Here is a 16,197-nt window from a genome sequence, read left to right on the forward strand (position 1 = left end):
CCCCCAGGGAGGTCCCCGCCGTGCCCGGAACCCTTTCGCGCGGAGCCGTGGCGCTGCCGCTGTGCTGCGCCCTGCTCCTGACCACCGCCGCCTGCGGCGGTGACGACGACGCGCGGAGCGCGAGCGCCTCCGCGAACCCGTCGGGGACCCCGTCCCCGTCGAGCAGCGCCGAGCGGCAGAAACTGGCCAAGACCCGGTTCGTGGCCAACGCCGGTCTCGCCGCGGGCGCCACGTACCAGTGGATCGTGAAGCCGTACCGCGCCGGCAAGTTCAAGAAGGGCGCGGACGGGCGCACCTTCGCCGTGGTGAAGGCCGGTCTCGCGGGCGCCTTCACGTACAACCGGCTCAAGGCGGCGCTGAACAACGCCCAGGGCGACCCGCTGCTCTCCAAGGCGGTCGCGCCGCTCACCGCCGGCATCGACTCGCTCAAGGACCTCGGCACCAAGTTCCGCAAGGGCGAGGTCGGCGAGGGGGACGTCGGCGCCTTCGAGAGCGTGATCAACAGCGTGAAGGACGCGGGGAAGAGCGCCGGCGCGGAGGTCAAGGACCAGGTGCCCAGCACGTCCCAGCTCGGCGGCTGAGCCCCGGGAACGACGAAGGCCCCCCGTCCGGACGGGGGGCCTTCTTCACGTACGGAACCGTCAGCCGCGCTGGATGCCGGTGGTGTCCTGGAGGACGCCGCGGCGCCCGTCCTGCGTCTGCGCCACCAGGGCCTGGCCGCGCTGCTCGACCGCCAGGTACCAGGTGCCGGGCGCCAGCTCCGCGATCGGGGCCTGTCCGCCGTCCTCCGCGTACAGCGGACGGGCGACCGGGACCGCGAACCAGAACGGGGCGAAGTCCGAGGCGGGCTGCGCGGGGGCCGGCTGCGGCTCGGGCTGCTTGGCGGCCTGGGGCTGGGGCTGGGGCTGCGGGGCGGGGGCCTGCGCGCCGAACGGGTGGCCCGTGCCGTGCGAGGCGTCGTGCGCGCCGCCGTACGGCTGCTGCTGCGCGCCCGGGTAGCCGTAGCCGCCGGGGACGCCCTGCGGACCGGGCTGGCCCGGCTGCATGCCGTACGGCTGCGGGGTCTGCGGACGCGGCGCGCCCACCAGCGGGGCCTGGAGGGCCGGGACGAGCGGACCGGCGACCGCGGCGGCGGCGAGGACGAGCGCGGCGATCAGGCCGAGGATCAGACCGGCGCCCGCGTCGACCTCACCGAGGTCGAGGACGGTCCAGAAGAGGGACCAGGCGGTGAAGAGCGTCGCCGCGACCCCGACCTGGCCGAGGTCGAGCCCGAGGACCTTGCGGGGCTGGGGCAGCGCGCGGTTCAGGACGACCAGGGCCGCGCCGATCACTCCCACCAGGTAGACGCCGATGGCGTTCCCCAGCGAGTCCCAGGCGTTCGGGGCGTCGATCGTGAGGCCCTTGTAGGAGATGTAGTCCAGGAACGAGGCGATGAACAGCACCACCGCTGCACCGATCAGCACGCCATCGCCTCGGGTGAGGGAGCGGATATTCACGTGAGAAGTCCTTCGTCGGGTCGTCGTCGCGTCGGTCGCCGTTGCGTCGGAGTGGCGCTCGAGTTCGTGGCAGGGGGGTGGCCCCATCGTACGGAGAATCTATCGCCCGCCGGTTCTACCCCTCGAGGTAGGTGCCGATGCCGTCCGCGATCCCCTGCGCCGCCTTCTGTCGCCACGCCGCCGAGGTGAGCAGTCGCGCGTCCTTGGGATCACGCATATTGCCGCATTCGACGAACACCTTGGGGACGGTTGAGAGATTGAGTCCGCCGAGATCGTCCCGCACGTCCAACCCGGTACCTCCGCCGAGGTAGTTGGAGGGCTCGGTGCCGGTGGCGCGGGCGAACCGGTCCGCGATCCGTTCGCCCAGTTCACGGGAGGGCCCGACGATCTCCGCGGTGTCGGCGGCGCCCTCCCGCACGCGGGCGGGGAGGATCACGTGGAAACCGCGGTTCCCGGCGGCCGAACCGTCCGCGTGGACGGAGACGACGGCGTCGGCGCGGGCCTCGTTGCCGATCCGGGCCCGCTCGTCGATGCAGGGGCCCCAGGGGCGGTCGGCGTCGTGGGTGAGCACCACCTTCGCCCCGCGCGCGACGAGGAGGTCCCGCAGCCGGTGGGAGACGTCGAGGGTGAAGGAGGCCTCGGTGTACCCGGCATCGGTCGACGTGCCCGTGGTGTCGCACTCCTTGCGGTTCGTCCCGATGTTCACCTTCTGGTTGATCTCCTGGGAATGCTGGAAATTGCCGGGGTTGTGACCGGGGTCGACGACGACGGTCCTCCCGGTGAGGGAACGGTTCTCCGGCGCGGTGGGGGTGGAGGCGGAAGCGGAGGAGGGGGAGGCGGGAGCGGACGTGGACGGCTCCCGGGAGCCCGGGGCCTTGTCCGACGGCGGGCCGGCCGGGTCCGGGGCGGTCCCGCACCCGGCGAGCGCGACGCAGCAGCCCGTGGCGGCGAGGACGAGGGCGAGGGGACGGCGGGCGGTCTTCCACTGGTCGTTCGGCACCCCGCGACTTTAGGCCGTGAGAAGGGCGAAAACGCGCAGGGGTGCGTCGCAGGTTGGTCACCGCTCCCGAAGAACGGTGGACGCGTGTGCGGAGACGGTGAAGGGTATCCAGCAAGAGGCGACGGTGGAGTGCCACCGCGCATGGACCCACGAGGGGGACCGTGGTGGGGGAAGAACCGAACGATGCACGTCCCGAGCCGGTGGACGGAGTCCCGGGCGAGGACGCTGCGAACCATCCGAACCGGAACCGGAGTCGGGGTGGGGGCGGGCAGGGCCCCTCGGCTCCCGACCCGCGCGTGGGTCCGGCGCCCGAGGCGCCGCCCTGGGCCCCGGCGCGCCCGGCGGCGGCCCCGGGGACACCGGCGGCCCCGCCCCCGCCGGCCCAGCCGCCCGCCGCGCCCACGCTCGCCTTCGGCACGCCGTCGCAGGCCTCCGGGCAGCCGTCCGGTCAGGACTCCCGCCAGGCCCCCGGGCAGCCCGCGGGCGAGCCCTCCGGCTCGGTCCCCGTCGGCGCGGGCGCCGCCGCGCCCGGATACGGCTATCCGCAGTCCGGCCCCGCGACCGCGCCCGGCTACGGGCCCCCGCCGGGATACGGACCGCCGGGGTACGGACCTCCCGGCTACGGCCCGCCGCCCGGTCCCGGGACCCCGCCGCCCGCGCGGCCCCCCGGCCCGGCGAACCCGGCGCAGGCCGTCGCGATCGGCCTGCTCAACCTCTCCGGCCTCGGCCTGGGGTACGTGCTCCTGCGCCACTGGATCGGCGCCGCGCTCTGCTGGCTCGCCACGATCGCCCTGCTCGTGGTCGCGCTCCCCGCCGACGTCGACGGCGTGCCCGTCGGCTTCCTCGTCGGGTACGGCGTCGTCCTGCTCGCCGCCGCGGCCGACGGCTTCCGGCGCGGACTGCGCGCCACCCTCCGGATCGGCACCGGCTTCCGGCGCCTGGCGCTGCCGCTCGCCCTGGTGCTGCTCGCCGTGCCCGCCGGGGGCACCCTCGCGTACGGGGCGGCCCGCGACGAGGCGAAGGAGGAGGCCCTGCTCGCCCGCCTCACCGTCGCCGACGAGCGGGTGAAGTCCGGCGAGGGCCTCCTCTTCGAGCGGGCCGAGCCCCTCTACCGCCTGGCGCTCGACACCTACCAGGACCTCGGCACCAAGCACGCGGGATCGCGGGCCGGGAAGCTGGTCCCCGCGCGCCTCGACGCGTACTACGCGCAGCTCTCCGCCCCGTACGGGAAGAAGGACTACTGCAAGGCGGTCGCGCCGCTCACGCACCTGCGGGGCCTGTCCGGCACGCTCGACAAGGACCTCCTCGGCTCCCGCCCGGCGAAGGCGGACGAGCCGCTGGCCGAGTCGCTGTACGAGTGCGGGACGGCCGCGCTCGGCGTGCAGGCCGCCGACCCGTCCGCCGACAAGAGCCTGAACGCGCTCCTGGAGACCTTCCCGAAGTCGGACCGGGCGACCCGCGTCGGACCGGCCGTCCGCGAGGCGATCAAGACGCGGTCCACCGCGATCGACGGCGGCACCGCCCCCTGCGACACGGTCGTCGAGCTGCGCACGATCAGCACCACCGTGGCCGCCATGCCGGACTCCGCCCTCGGGGGCGCCTCGGGGCAGGCGGAGGCGGCCGTCGAGAAGGGCGACTTCGCCTGCGGCACCTCGCAGTTCAAGAACAAGGACTTCGACGACGCGGCCACGACGATGACCCGGTTCGCCAAGGACCACCCGGGCAGCCCGAAGGCCGCGCACGCGCGCTCGATCGCCATCGCCGCCGAGATCGCGGACGAGGAGCCCGAGGCCGGCAAGAGCCTGCCCCCGGCGAAGGCCCCCGGCGGCGCCCGCATGGTCATGGTCGTGAGCAACGACGGCCCCGGCTCGGTCGACCTGCTCTACACGGGCCCGACGACCGGGAAGATCACGCTGAACGCGTGCGCGACCTGCACCAAGTACCCGGGCTCGGTCTTCCTGGACCCGAAGAAGATCAAGGCGTGCACCGGCCCGGCCTCGAAGTACCCGAAGGCGACCCTGCTGCTGCCCGCCGGCAGTTACCACTTCCTCCAGAAGCGGGCCGGCACCGGCACGTCGTCGGCCGGGGACACCAAGTCGAGCAAGGCGAAGATCGAACCGGGCTACAGCTACACGAACTGCCTGTACGTGACGTCGGGGTTCTGAGACGCGGAGCCCCGCCCGGCGGCCGCCCCTCCCTCACGAGGGGGGCGGCCGTCGCCCGTTCCCGCCTCAGCGGCGGCGCAGCACCCGCAGCGAGTCGGTGACCGAGACCTCCTCGAAGTCGCCCGACTCCAGGGCGCGGAGGTAGATGCGGTACGGGGCCTGGCCGCCGTCCGCCGGGTCCGGGAAGACGTCGTGGATGACGAGCAGCCCGCCGGGGGCGACCTTGGGGGCCCAGCCCTCGTAGTCGTTCACGGCGTGTTCGTCGGTGTGCCCGCCGTCGACGAACACGAGGCCGAGCTGCCCGGCCCACACCTTCGCCACCTGCGGCGAGCGCCCGACGACCGCGATCACGTGCTCCTCCAGGCCCGCCTTGCGCAGGGTCCGCCGGAAGGTCGGCAGGGTGTCCATGAGGCCCACCTCGGGGTCGACCACGGTCGGGTCGTGGTACTCCCACCCGGGCTGCTGCTCCTCGCTGCCCCGGTGGTGGTCCACGGTGACCGCGACGGTCCCCGCCTGCCGTGCCGCGTCCGCGAGCAGGATCGTGGACCGCCCGCAGTACGTCCCGACCTCCAGGAGCGGCAGGCCCAGCTTCGCGGCCTCGGCGGCCGCCCCGTACAGCGCGAGCCCCTCCCCGGCGGGCATGAAGCCCTTCGCGGCCTCGAAGGCGGCAAGGATCTCGGGGCTGGGCTCGGACATGGTGGCTCCTACTGACGGGTACGGCGGTACGGGCGCCCATCGTGCCCTACGCGTCGCACTCGAACCACACCGTCTTGCCGCCGGCCTGCTCCTCGACCCCCCACCGGTCCGTCACGGCCTCCACGAGCACGAGTCCCCGCCCGCCCTCGTCCAGCGGCCCGCCCGCCTTCGCGGCCGGGGTCCCGGGCGCTCCGTCCGCCACCTCCACCCGCAGCCCGTGCGGCTCGCGCAGGATCAGCACGGAACACCTGCGGCCCGGCACGTGCCGGACGACGTTCGCGATCAGCTCGGTGAGCGCGAGGGTCGCGGGGTCCGACAATCGGACGAGTTCCCACCGCGTGAGGAACATGTGCAGGATGCGGCGCATGTGACCGGCCGAGTGCTCACCCACCGTGAACCCCATCCGGTAACTCGTGGCAAGTTCCGCAGGGTAGAGGTCCGTTGCCTGATTCATGCCCCCAGGATGGTCCCGTTTCGTTACGCTCGGCTACGGCCCGAACACAACGCCTTGATGCGTCGATCTGGGGGGTGACCTCGCCGTGGTCAACATCCGCAACCTCGATCCCAGCGCCTCGCCGCTGGACTATTACGGGGCGGAATTACGCCGTCTGAGGGAGGCGGCCGGACTGAACCAGTCGCAACTCGGTGACGTCGTCTACTGCACGGGCTCGCTGATCGGCCAGATAGAGACGGCGAAGAAGGTCCCGACGAGGCGGTTCTCGGAACAACTCGACGCCGCGTTGATGACGGGCGGGACGTTCACGAGGCTGGTGGGGCTGGTGCTGAAGAGCCAGTTGCCGACGTGGTTCCAGCCGTACGCGGACCTGGAGGCGCGGGCGACGTACATCTCAACCTTCCAGGCGCAGTTGGTATATGGCCTGCTCCAGACGGATGCGTACGCCCGAGCCGTCCTGGGGGTCAGGACGGAGGACGATCTCGATGCCAAGGTCGCCGCCCGAATCGACCGGCAACGGATCCTGGACCGCGAGACCCCACCACTGATCTGGGTCATCCTGAGCGAGGCGGTACTGCATCAGGAGATTGGCGGACGCGCGGTGATGCGAGATCAACTCGCCCACCTGTTGCGCATCCAGGAACGGGAGTGGGTGAAGATCCAGATCCTCCCGTTCACGGCCGGGGCACACGCGGGGCTGCCGGGCTCCTTCACGATGCTGCGTTTCGAGGACGACCCGGATCTCGTCTACACCGAGGACTTCCTCCGAGGACACATGACGGCCGATCCAGCCGCTTTCCGGGAAGGGTCGCTCCGTTACGATCACTTGCGGGCCGCTGCTCTCTCGGTGGAGAAGTCGGCCGAACTGATCGCCCGCGTCATGGAGGAACGATATGGGGACCGACCGGAACCTGACGGACGTGCGCTGGCGTAAGTCCTCGTACAGCGGAGACAACGGCGGCGACTGCATCGAGTGCGCCCCGCTCGGCAACGCCGCCTGGCGCAAGTCCTCGCACAGCAGCGACACCGGCGGCGAGTGTGTCGAGGTCGCCGACCTCACCGCGCACGTCGCCGTGCGGGACTCCAAGAACCCCGAAGGCCCCGCCTTCCTCGCCGCCCCGGCCGCCTTCGCGGTCTTCGTGAGCGCCGCCGCCGAGGGGCGTCTCGGCCGCTGACCGTGGCGACCCTCATAGGAATGGTGATCCTCGCCCTGGCGCTACCCGCCTGGGCGGGGATCACGTACGCGGGCCTCGTCCGGGCCCGCAGGGGCGACGAACCGCCCTGGCCCCGGGCGCCCCGCCCCCCTCGTACCGCCGCCAAGAAGGCCGCCTGGATTGCCGCGTTCGCGTACCTCGCGGGCGGCGCGCTGCACCTCTACGGCCTCTCCTACATGCCGTTCCTCTTCCCCGAGGACGCCTGCTACTTCAAGGCGGGGACGAAGACCTACCCGGACCACAGCAGCGCGCTCCCGGTGAGCCTGGTGTGCCGGGGGACGGAGATCGTCCCGTGGTGGGTGAACCCGGGGCTCCTGGTCCTCGGGGGGACCGCCGTCGCCGCGACCGTCACGAGCGTCGTGCTCGCGGTCGGGCGCCGGCGGCGCGCGTCCCGCTGAGAGGGGCCTCAGAGGTCCAGGGCATGGCCCGTCGTCGCGTCGACGTGGGACGGGACCTCGTCGTGGCGGTCACCGACCGTGGACGTGCCCGTGGGCTCGAACAGGAGGATCGAGGCGCCGCCGGGGGAGGACGGGCGGTGCTCGGTGCCGCGCGGGACGGTGAAGACGGAGCCGCGGGGGAGGTGGACCGTACGCTCGCCGGCGGGCTCGCGTAGGGCGATGGACAGCTCGCCGTCGAGGACGAGGAAGAACTCGTCGGTGTCGTCGTGGACGTGCCAGACGTGCTCGCCCCGGACCTTCGTGACGCGGACGTCGTAGTCGTTGACGCGGGCCGCGATGCGGGGGCTCCAGAGGTCGTCGAAGGAGGAGAGGGCGGTGGCGAGGGAAAGGGGTTCGTTGCGCATGGGCCGATCCTCGGCCGTGGCGCGGACCCGGCGCGAGTGCTAGGAATCGCACATGCCGCAAGGATCCTCGCAGCCGCGTCCGGCGACGCCGCTCCACCGGGTTGTCGTGATCGTCGACGCGCACTCCAACCCCTTCGAGCTCGGCTGTGCCACGGAGGTCTTCGGCCTGCGCAGGCCGGAGCTGGGGGAGGGGCGGGAGCTGCTGTACGACTTCCGGCTCTGCTCGCCGGACCCGGACACCCTCATGCGGGACGGCTTCTTCACCCTCACCGGGGTCGCCGGGCTCGAGGCGGCGGACGGGGCGGACACGGTGATCGTGCCGAACCGGCCGGACGTGGAGGAGCCGCGCCGCCCGTACGTGCTCGACGCGGTGCGGCGGGCGCACGCGCGCGGGGCCCGGCTGGTCGGCTTCTGCAGCGGGGCCTTCACGCTGGCGGAGGCGGGGGTGCTGGACGGGCGGCGGGCCACGGCGCACTGGCAGTGGGCGGACTCCTTCCGGCGGCGGTTCCCGGCGGTGCGGTTCGAGGAGGACGTACTGTTCGTGGACGACGGGGACGTCCTGACGGCGGCGGGCAGTTCGGCGGCGCTCGACCTCGGGCTGCACGTCGTGCGGCGCGACCACGGGGCGGAGACCGCGAACGCGGTCAGCCGGCGCCTGGTCTTCGCGGCCCACCGGGACGGCGGACAGAAGCAGTTCGTCGAGCGCCCCGTACCGGACGTCCCCGACGCGTCGCTCGCGCCGGTCCTCGCGTGGGCGCAGGAGCGGCTCGACCGGCCGCTGACCGTCGCGGACCTGGCGGACCGGGCCGCCGTCAGCCCGGCGACCCTCCATCGCCGCTTCCGGGCGGAACTGGGCACGACCCCGCTGGCGTGGCTGACGGGCGAACGGGTCGCCCTGGCCTGCCGGTTGATCGAACGGGGCGAGGCCCGTCTCGACGCGGTCGCCCGGGGCAGCGGCCTGGGCACGGCGGCCCACCTGCGCACCCTGATGCGCCGAGAGACGGGCCTCACGCCGACGGAGTACCGCCACCGCTACGGGCTCCGGCGCGGCGAGGGGGCGGGGGTGATTCCGCCGGGCTGAGAGGGCGGAGTGCGCGGGAGGGGCCGGATGCCGTGCCCCTGGTTCCCGACGGCGCCCCACAGGGTAGTTTTCCAGCCAAGTTATGGCTTGATTATCCCATCCCGTGCGCCTCTTCTTCACAGGCTTCACACAGGTTGCACCGGACGTGACCTCGGGGATTGCGGGCGCCGACCGCGGGGTGTCCGGCAAACGGTTTTCCGTTCCGCGTTCCGGACCCTCCGGTCGGCCCTTGCCGAGCTTTGTTGACTCGGGGTTAAGTAACGCCGCGCGCCGGGGACCGACCACCCCCGTCGTGACGCACGCACATCATCATCGGCGGCCGGGGGACAGCGCCGCCACGGGGGAGAACGGCATCGCCATGCCCTGGTGCCGGCTCACTGTGAACGTCGCCCGGGTCACTCCTGCCCGCCTTCGTTCCCTGTGAAGGAAACCCCCCTTGCGATTCGAACCGGGGTTGTTCAGCCCCCGCTCACGCTCGTCCGGCACCCTCGCCGGCGCCCTCACCACCGCCGTCACGACCACCGCGGCGCTGGCCGTCCTCGCCGGCCTCGGCGTCCGGCCGGGTCCGGCCCTGCCGGACGCCCTGCCGGCGGCCGCGACGGGGGACTCGTACGACGGCTACGACGCCAAAGCGGCCCAGCAACTGCGCGAGGACCAGTGCGTGGGTGTGGACGCCCTGCGCACGGGCGGCCCCAACATGTTCGCCCTCGCGCAGAATGCCCTGCTCCTGCCGCCCGACCAGATGCACAAGCAGTTCGAACGGGACCTGTTCAACGACAAGACCCCGCTGCACGCGGCCCGCAACGCCGACGTCACGCTCACGGACGAGGCGCTCGAGAAGGTCCGCAAGCAGGGGTACGCGTGGTCGAGCGCCGCGAACCTGGAGTCCTACCCCAACGCGCCGAAGGACCCGGGCGGGATCTTCGACCGGACCGGGCTGAGCCCGTGGCTCTCCCAGGGGTACTGGGCGTCGATCGACGTGGTCAACCCCTGGTACGACTCCTCGCCCCTCGCCGACGACAAGACGAAGGCCGCCGCGCTCGCGGTCGGCAACCCGCTCTACACCAGCGCCGGGACGCCGAAGGAGCAGGAGGCGTGGGCGCTGTGGAAGAAGAACTCCGGGAAGGTCGAGGAGAACAACTTCTTCATCCCGCGCGTCTTCGCGGACGACGCCCGCATCTTCCTCGCCTCCGGCGGCTTCCCCCGTACGGCCCCGGAGCCGGACACCCCGGAGTTCCGGATCGCGGTCGAGGACCTGAAGGCGCGCTTCAGCGCGTGCGGCTGGCACGACCCGATCGACCCGAACCGGGTCCTGGGCAAGCAGGTCGCGCAGGCCGCGACCGAATGGCAGCAGGAGATCGCCGGCCAGACCGCCCAGCGGCAGCAGATCCTCACCGCCGGCAAGGACGCCGCGAAGGCGCTCCAGGACGGCACCCACGCCCTCAGCATGCTCCTCGGCCAGTCCTGGCTCGCCGACTACTACACCCGCTGGCAGGACCACTGGTCTCCCGGCGGCGTGGGCTGGCTCGGTGACGACTACACGGTGATCGAGGTGCCGGGCGCGAAGGGCATGTGCCTGGACGTCCAGGGCGGCGGGAAGACCAACGGCACGCCGGTCCAGATCTACACCTGCAACGGCGGCGCCGCGCAGGAGTGGACGCTGGAGGGCAGCGAGGAGGACCTCCACCTCCGCAACACCGGCTCGTTCAAGTGCCTGGACGTGGCGGGGAACGCCTCGGCCAACGGCACGAAGATCCAGATCACGGACTGCTACAGCACCAAGGGCCAGTCGTGGAAGGCCGACGTCCGCGCCCCGTCCGTCCTCAAGAGCCTGACCACGGGCAAGTGCCTGGACCTGAGCGCCTTCACCAAGAGCACGGACCTGCGGCTGTGGGACTGCAAGGACACCAGCGCGCAGAAGTACCTGATCAAGCCGACCGGGAAGAAGGGCCCCGGCAGCACCACCCAGCCGGCCAAGGCGCAGTTCGACGCGGCCAAGAAGGGCCTCACCGACGCCCAGGCGGCGGCGAAGACGCACCTGGCCGCGGTCAAGGCCCAGTTGGAGAAGGCCAAGAAGGCGGCCGCCGCCTCCGACACGGCCCTGCAGGCCGCGTACGGCATCGCGGACGCCGCGGGTGCCCCGCGCGGCCGCGGTCTCCTGGTCGGCCGGCAGAAGGCACAGGTCACCAAGGGAGCCGTCGCGGCACTGACCGCGCTGGTGAAGGCCGGCGAGACCGCCGAGGCCGCCACCCGGGCCGCCGCGGCCGACAGCGCCACCATCACCCAGCGGGCCGTCGCCCAGACCGCCCAGGCCAACGCCGAGTTCCGCAAGGAGGCCGCGTACACCGCCGAACTGCAGGCGAAGGCGGCGGCCGACGGGGCCAAGCTGCACCGGGACAACGCCAAGAAGGACAAGGAGACGGCCGAGGCCAAGCTCGGCCTCGCCCTGAAGGCCGAGGGCGACGCCAAGGCCGCCGCGGCCGACGCGCACGCCAAACGGCTCGCGGCCGAGGCCGAGGAGGCCAAGGCGAAGGCGGAGAAGGACACCGCCGCCGCCAAGCAGTCCGAGGCGGCCCAGCACAAGAAGAACGCCGACGCGGAAGCGGTGAAGGCGGAGGACGCCAGGAAGGCGGCCGAGGCCTCCGAGGCCACCGCGGTCGCGCGCAAGGACGACGCGGTCAAGGCGCGTGACAACGCGAAGGCCAAGCGGGACGACGCCTGGGACGCCGAGCAGAAGGCCGACGCGGCCCGTGCCAAGGCCGACGCGAAGGAGGCCTACGCCCAGGCCCACGAGTCCGACGAGCAGGCCAAGGCGTCCAGGGAGGCGGCCGACGCCGCTTCGGCACACGCCGACGACGCGGAGGCGGCGGCCGGACGGGCACGCGGCGAGGCCGACGCGGCGACGCGGGCGGCGTCCGAGGCGGACGCCGCGGCCACCCGCGCCGAGGCCGCCGCCAAGCGGTCCCGCGCGAACGCGGACGCCGCCCAGGCCGCGAAGCTGAAGGCCGACGCCGCGGTGTGGACCGCGACCAGCGCCGCCGCCGACGCCATCAAGGCGTCCGACCACGCCGCCGCCGAGGCCCGTACGGCGGTCGCGCTGGCCGACGAGGCCCAGCGCAAGGCGAAGGAGGCCAAGTCCCACGCGGACGCGGCCTCGAAGGAAGCCGCGACCGCGCGGGCCGCGTCGGTGAAGGCCGCCGGGTTCGCCTACGTCACCGCCCGCGCGGCGGCGGAAGCCGGTGCGGCGGCCTCCCAGGTCGCCAAGCCCGCCAACGACGCGATCCAGCTCGGTTCCCCGTACGCCGAGACGGACACCGCCGCGAGCCTGGTGGTCCTGACGGGTCAGGCGTCGAAGACGATCGCCGACCAGCAGAAGGCCGTCGCCGACGCCCACGCCAAGAACGCGCAGGCCGAGGCGGTGGCCGCCAAGAGCCTCGCGGACAAGGCCACGGGCGACGCCAAGCAGGCGTACGTGCACGCGGCCAACGCCGCCGGATACGCGGCGGACGCCCGTGGCTACGCCAAGGAGGCCCTCGGCTACGCCGCCGAGGCCGCCGACGCGGCGCTGAAGGCGTCGCAGTCACTGGCCCGCACCGTCGAGTACGACCGCAGGGCCGCCGAGGACGCGGCCGCCGCCGACCGGGCCGCCGGCCGCGCCGAGGGCCACGCCCGCGCGGCCCGCGACTCCGCCGACCAGGCCGCCCTCGACGCCGAGGGCGCCCGCCAGGCCGCCTCCCGGGCCGAGCAGTCCGCCAAGGACGCGCGCGCCGCCGCCGACCGCGCCGGCACCGCCGCGGCCGAGGCGGAGAAGGCCGCCGAGGACGCCCTGAAGTACGCGCAGGAGGCACAGGCGGCGGCCGAGGCCGCCGAGCGCGCCCAGTCCAACCAGCAGGTGTCCACCGGCGCGGGAACCGGCATCGGCGGCACGTTCTACGTGGTCGACGAGAAGAGCGTCACGGTCACCAAGGCCGACCAGAAGAACGACTGCGTCATCGAGCCGGGCTTCACGGGCTGCACCGTCACCTTCAAGGTGACGTTCGACGTGGACGTCGACTTCTTCCTGTGTCTCAACCCCGACGTCCCGGCCACCGCCACCGGCTGCCCGTCGTCGGAGACGCTGCTGCTGACCACCGAGCGCTTCAAGGGCATGACGAAGGAGGTCACCCACTACTTCAGCAAGTGGGACCTGATCCAGCAGACCCTCACGTACCAGATCCTCAAGGCGGTCCTGCTCCAGGACTTCGTGGACTGCTGGCACGGCAGCGCCGGCGGCTGCGCGTGGGCCGCGAGCAACTTCATCCCCGGCAAGGCGTTCGCCAAGGTCGCCGAGGCCGTCCGGGTCCTGGACGCCGCGCTGAACACCGGCGTCGGGGTCCTCGACGCCTACAACGCGCTGCGGAAGCTGGACGTGGATCCGGCGACCCTCGCCCGCATCGAGAACACGGTCAACCTCTACGAGGACATGGTCACGTCCTGCAGGCTCAACAGCTTCCCGGGCACCACCCGGGTGCTGATGGCGGACGGCAGCCGCAAGGCGATCAGCGAGGTGCGGCGCGGCGACCGCGTCCTGGCCGAGGACCCGGACAGCGGCGACCGCGGCCCGCAGACGGTCACGTCGACCTACGCCCACGACACCGACCGCCTCGTGGACGTCTCCTTCGCGGACGGCCAGCGTCTGACCAGCACCGCCGGACACCGTGTCCACACCGCCGGACGCGGATGGGTGCTCGTGTCGGAGCTGCGCGCCGGGGACCGGCTGCGCTCCCCGGACGGTGCGCTGCACGCCGTCGGCGCGCTGCGCACCCGCGGCGGCCTGGTCGGCCAGAGGGTGTACGACCTCACGGTCGACGGACCGCACACGTTCTACGTGCGATCCGAGGGAGCGCGGGCAAGCGACCTGCTGGTGCACAACTGCGCGAACCTCGCCGACGAGCTGCTCTTCCCCGACAGCGAAGCGCACACCCTGAGCCGGCACGTCAACCCGACGCCGCAGCAGGCCGTCGACTTCGCCAAGGAGAACGAACGGAAGGGCCTGGCCCCGATCAGCACGGTGTGGACCGACAGGGACATCGCGCAGCAGGCCGTCGAACGCGTCCTCGCGGAGTACTTCTTCCCGCGCGGCAAGAAGCGGGGTGCCAGCTTCGACGCCCTGGACAACTTCCTCAACAAGCGAGGTCAGTGGCGCAACAAGGACACGTTCCCGATCGACGGTTCCTGGACCGAGTACGCCTCGCTCGGCACGGTGTACCACGCGTCCGGATCCTCGGCGGCGGCCGGCAACAAGGTCCGCGTGGTCCTGAAGAGGCTGCCGGGCAAGAGCGGGCACAAGGGGTACATCGTCTTCACCTCGTACCCGCTGCCGTAGCCTGACCGGCCGCGACGGGTTTCCTCCGGGTGCTTCCGCGAGCGGAGGCACCCGGTCACTTCCCTGTGGGTCCGCCCGTCCTCACGACGGGCGGACCCACTTCTTCATCCCCTTCCGACGGACCGAGGAGACGAGACCGGCCATGGCACGACACCAAGAGGACCACGGCCTCCTGTTCGAGGGCGATTTCGGTCTGAGCGCACTCGCGGGCAGGGTCGCGTCCTCTCCCGCACCCCCCGACGAGGACCGCGTCCTCCGGCTGGCGGCGGAGGTGGCGGGCAACGGCGAGGGCGCGGCGGAACTCGGCCTGGACCTGGCCCGTCTGCTGGAGTCCGGCCTGCCCGACGAGACCTTGGACGCCGTCTGGACGGCCGCCACCGCGAACGACCCCCGCCCGCCCGCCACCGGTGCGGGCACGCGCGCCCTGCTGAGCCGGCTCGCCGAGTCCTACCCGCCACCGCCCTCCGAGCGGTCACGCGCGCGGGCGCGGGAGACGGAACTCCCGGCGGTCGTGGTCGCGGAGGCGGTTGCCTCGAGACCGGACCTCGGAGACCCCGCGACGGAGCCGGAGAGCAGCGCGGGCGCGTCCACCACGCTGGCGGAGGCCGTGAGCGCGGTCGCCCGCCACGCCGATGCCGAACTCGGCCTGCGTCTCCTGCTGCGCGTCCTCAAGACCCGACGCGTCGCCGTGGCGAAGGACCAGTACGACCGCCTGACGGCGATCGGCGCACGACTCGGTTGGCCCGGTCCCCTCGTCCACGACGGTCTGAAGGTGCGGTGGCCGCCCGTCGACCCGGCCCGGCGGGACGGGGAGGGCGACTTCGGCCTCTCCGCGCTCACCTCGTGGTTCCCCTGGGACGGGCCGGGAACCACCGCCCACGACTGCCTGCGCGGGGCGGCGGCCGCCGACGACACGGCCCAGACCCCCGGGTCCGCGGCAGCGGTCCTGCTGGTGGACGCCCTCCGCCTCCTGGAGTCGCCGCTGTCCGACGACACGATCGCCGCCCTGTGGCGCGGGGCCACCGGAGGGGGCCACGACATCGCGTACCTCCGTCTCGGTCCCCGGGAATGGCTCCGGACGATCGCCGACGCGTGCCGCGCACGCCTGGCCGAGGCCGCTCCCGATCACCGGCACACCGTCCCGCCGGCCGACACCGCGCAGCGGGACGCGGTGCTGAGCGAAGTACGGGACGCGGCCGCACTGCTCACCGGCGTGCCGGACGCCACGGCCGCGCTGGCGGCGGTGGAGGAGGTGGTCTCACGGGTCGACCCCGACCTGGGCTACCGGCTGCTCCTGCGCCTGCTCGGCACGCGGCGGGTCCACCTCACCGAGGAGCGCTACGCACGCCACCTGTCCCTGTGCGAGCACTTCGGCTACGGCGCGGAGCACGTCTCCGAAGGGGTCGAACTGCTCCGGCACCACTGAGCCGCGCTTCCGGGCCGGCACGGCGGGCCGCCTTCGCGCGGTCGGGAGGCGTTCCGGGCGGCTCTCACGCTCCCGCCAGGACCGCCCGCAGCCTCCGCGTCCCCGCCTTCCACTCCTCCCCGTCCGACTCCTCCCACAACTCCAGCAGCTCGGACGGCTCGACGAGCACGCGGTCCAGGGCCGCCACGGCCTCCGGACGGAGTGCGGCCGGAAACACGGGCAGCGGCTCCTTCGGGCCGTACGACGTGGTGACCGGCTCCCCGCCGGGGCACTGCGCCGCGAGGAGGGCCGCCGAGGCGATCGCCTCCACCGCCAGGTCCGCGTCGAGGTACGCACCGCCGGTGCCTACCACCTCCCGGAAGGTCCCGCGCAGCACCTCCGCCTTCTTCTCCACCGGGGCCCCGTCCACCCGGTAGGAGAAGTCGGCGGCGGTGTCGTTGTCGAAGGGGCCGATGTCCCAGGTACCCATGGCGTACTCGCTCTCCGTCGTCGTCCGGA

General features: G+C 73.0%; 14 protein-coding genes. 8 read left to right on the forward strand and 6 right to left on the reverse strand.

What is annotated here, in order from left to right:
* Window positions 1-20 precede the first annotated feature (20 nt).
* A complete protein-coding gene (locus ACFYNX_RS08080; RefSeq protein WP_388658885.1) occupies window positions 21-581 on the forward strand; it encodes a hypothetical protein in 561 nt (186 codons plus the stop codon).
* 60 nt (window positions 582-641) lie between these two features.
* On the opposite strand, the gene ACFYNX_RS08085 is transcribed toward ACFYNX_RS08080, so the two are convergent.
* Window positions 642-1,496, reverse strand: a complete 855-nt coding sequence (locus ACFYNX_RS08085; RefSeq protein ID WP_388658887.1) for a hypothetical protein — start codon at window positions 1,494-1,496, stop codon at window positions 642-644.
* Window positions 1,497-1,611: 115 nt separating this feature from the next.
* Window positions 1,612-2,496 (reverse strand): N-acetylmuramoyl-L-alanine amidase, encoded by an 885-nt coding sequence (locus tag ACFYNX_RS08090; RefSeq protein ID WP_388658889.1) that lies wholly within the window; start codon window positions 2,494-2,496, stop codon window positions 1,612-1,614.
* 296 nt (window positions 2,497-2,792) lie between these two features.
* Here ACFYNX_RS08090 and ACFYNX_RS08095 point away from each other — a divergent pair, with 296 nt between their 5' ends.
* Window positions 2,793-4,661 (forward strand): hypothetical protein, encoded by a 1,869-nt coding sequence (locus ACFYNX_RS08095; RefSeq protein ID WP_388658891.1) that lies wholly within the window; start codon window positions 2,793-2,795, stop codon window positions 4,659-4,661.
* Window positions 4,662-4,727: 66 nt separating this feature from the next.
* Here the strand turns inward: ACFYNX_RS08095 and ACFYNX_RS08100 are convergent, their stop codons facing one another.
* Both ACFYNX_RS08100 and ACFYNX_RS08105 read right to left on the reverse strand, forming a co-directional pair.
* Window positions 4,728-5,357, reverse strand: a complete 630-nt coding sequence (locus tag ACFYNX_RS08100; protein WP_388658893.1) for a class I SAM-dependent methyltransferase — start codon at window positions 5,355-5,357, stop codon at window positions 4,728-4,730.
* A gap of 46 nt (window positions 5,358-5,403) precedes the next feature.
* Window positions 5,404-5,811 carry an ATP-binding protein gene (locus tag ACFYNX_RS08105; protein WP_365537757.1) on the reverse strand — a complete coding sequence of 136 codons (408 nt, stop codon included), beginning with the start codon at window positions 5,809-5,811 and terminating at the stop codon, window positions 5,404-5,406.
* 85 nt (window positions 5,812-5,896) lie between these two features.
* On the opposite strand from ACFYNX_RS08105, the gene ACFYNX_RS08110 reads away from it, so the two are divergent.
* Genes ACFYNX_RS08110 through ACFYNX_RS08120 form a run of 3 tightly spaced genes read left to right on the forward strand, consistent with a single transcriptional unit; the run spans window position 5,897 to window position 7,423 of the window.
* Complete coding sequence (locus ACFYNX_RS08110) at window positions 5,897-6,745, forward strand: Scr1 family TA system antitoxin-like transcriptional regulator (RefSeq protein ID WP_388658896.1); 849 nt, start codon at window positions 5,897-5,899, stop codon at window positions 6,743-6,745.
* Window positions 6,705-6,986: a DUF397 domain-containing protein gene (locus ACFYNX_RS08115; RefSeq protein ID WP_388658899.1), complete on the forward strand. Its 282-nt coding sequence runs from the start codon at window positions 6,705-6,707 to the stop codon at window positions 6,984-6,986. The genes ACFYNX_RS08110 and ACFYNX_RS08115 overlap by 41 nt, the downstream gene beginning before the upstream one ends.
* Window positions 6,987-7,006: 20 nt before the next feature.
* The gene (locus ACFYNX_RS08120; RefSeq protein ID WP_125663555.1) at window positions 7,007-7,423 is read left to right on the forward strand and encodes a hypothetical protein; all 417 of its coding nucleotides are present in this window, start codon (window positions 7,007-7,009) and stop codon (window positions 7,421-7,423) included.
* An 8-nt stretch (window positions 7,424-7,431) separates the two neighbouring features.
* Here the strand turns inward: ACFYNX_RS08120 and ACFYNX_RS08125 are convergent, their stop codons facing one another.
* Window positions 7,432-7,827: a cupin domain-containing protein gene (locus ACFYNX_RS08125; RefSeq protein WP_388658902.1), complete on the reverse strand. Its 396-nt coding sequence runs from the start codon at window positions 7,825-7,827 to the stop codon at window positions 7,432-7,434.
* A gap of 52 nt (window positions 7,828-7,879) precedes the next feature.
* Here ACFYNX_RS08125 and ACFYNX_RS08130 point away from each other — a divergent pair, with 52 nt between their 5' ends.
* The 3 genes from ACFYNX_RS08130 (at window position 7,880) to ACFYNX_RS08140 (ending at window position 15,699) form a co-directional block, all read left to right on the forward strand.
* Entirely contained in the window at window positions 7,880-8,908 is a 1,029-nt protein-coding gene (locus tag ACFYNX_RS08130) for a GlxA family transcriptional regulator (protein WP_388658905.1), read from the forward strand.
* Between the two features lie 436 nt (window positions 8,909-9,344).
* On the forward strand, window positions 9,345-14,273 hold the full coding sequence (locus ACFYNX_RS08135) for a ricin-type beta-trefoil lectin domain protein (RefSeq protein WP_388658908.1): 4,929 nt from the start codon (window positions 9,345-9,347) through the stop codon (window positions 14,271-14,273).
* Between the two features lie 142 nt (window positions 14,274-14,415).
* Window positions 14,416-15,699 carry a hypothetical protein gene (locus ACFYNX_RS08140; RefSeq protein WP_388658911.1) on the forward strand — a complete coding sequence of 428 codons (1,284 nt, stop codon included), beginning with the start codon at window positions 14,416-14,418 and terminating at the stop codon, window positions 15,697-15,699.
* 64 nt (window positions 15,700-15,763) lie between these two features.
* Here the strand turns inward: ACFYNX_RS08140 and ACFYNX_RS08145 are convergent, their stop codons facing one another.
* The gene (locus ACFYNX_RS08145) at window positions 15,764-16,168 is read right to left on the reverse strand and encodes a DUF4259 domain-containing protein (RefSeq protein ID WP_388658913.1); all 405 of its coding nucleotides are present in this window, start codon (window positions 16,166-16,168) and stop codon (window positions 15,764-15,766) included.
* Window positions 16,169-16,197: the final 29 nt, after the last annotated feature.

The sequence above is a fragment of the Streptomyces sp. NPDC007872 genome (genome assembly GCF_042868165.1).
Classification (GTDB): Bacteria; Actinomycetota; Actinomycetes; order Streptomycetales; family Streptomycetaceae; genus Streptomyces.

Bases quoted from the DNA above. Each gene is read 5' to 3' on its own strand.
- ACFYNX_RS08100 (WP_388658893.1), bottom strand. From the start codon at position 5,357: ATGTCCGAGCCCAGCCCCGAGATCCTTGCCGCCTTCGAGGCCGCGAAG.
- ACFYNX_RS08105 (WP_365537757.1), bottom strand. From the start codon at position 5,811: ATGAATCAGGCAACGGACCTCTACCCTGCGGAACTTGCCACGAGTTAC.
- ACFYNX_RS08115 (WP_388658899.1), top strand. From the start codon at position 6,705: ATGGGGACCGACCGGAACCTGACGGACGTGCGCTGGCGTAAGTCCTCG.
- ACFYNX_RS08120 (WP_125663555.1), top strand. From the start codon at position 7,007: ATGGTGATCCTCGCCCTGGCGCTACCCGCCTGGGCGGGGATCACGTAC.
- ACFYNX_RS08125 (WP_388658902.1), bottom strand. From the start codon at position 7,827: ATGCGCAACGAACCCCTTTCCCTCGCCACCGCCCTCTCCTCCTTCGAC.
- ACFYNX_RS08130 (WP_388658905.1), top strand. From the start codon at position 7,880: ATGCCGCAAGGATCCTCGCAGCCGCGTCCGGCGACGCCGCTCCACCGG.
- ACFYNX_RS08140 (WP_388658911.1), top strand. From the start codon at position 14,416: ATGGCACGACACCAAGAGGACCACGGCCTCCTGTTCGAGGGCGATTTC.
- ACFYNX_RS08145 (WP_388658913.1), bottom strand. From the start codon at position 16,168: ATGGGTACCTGGGACATCGGCCCCTTCGACAACGACACCGCCGCCGAC.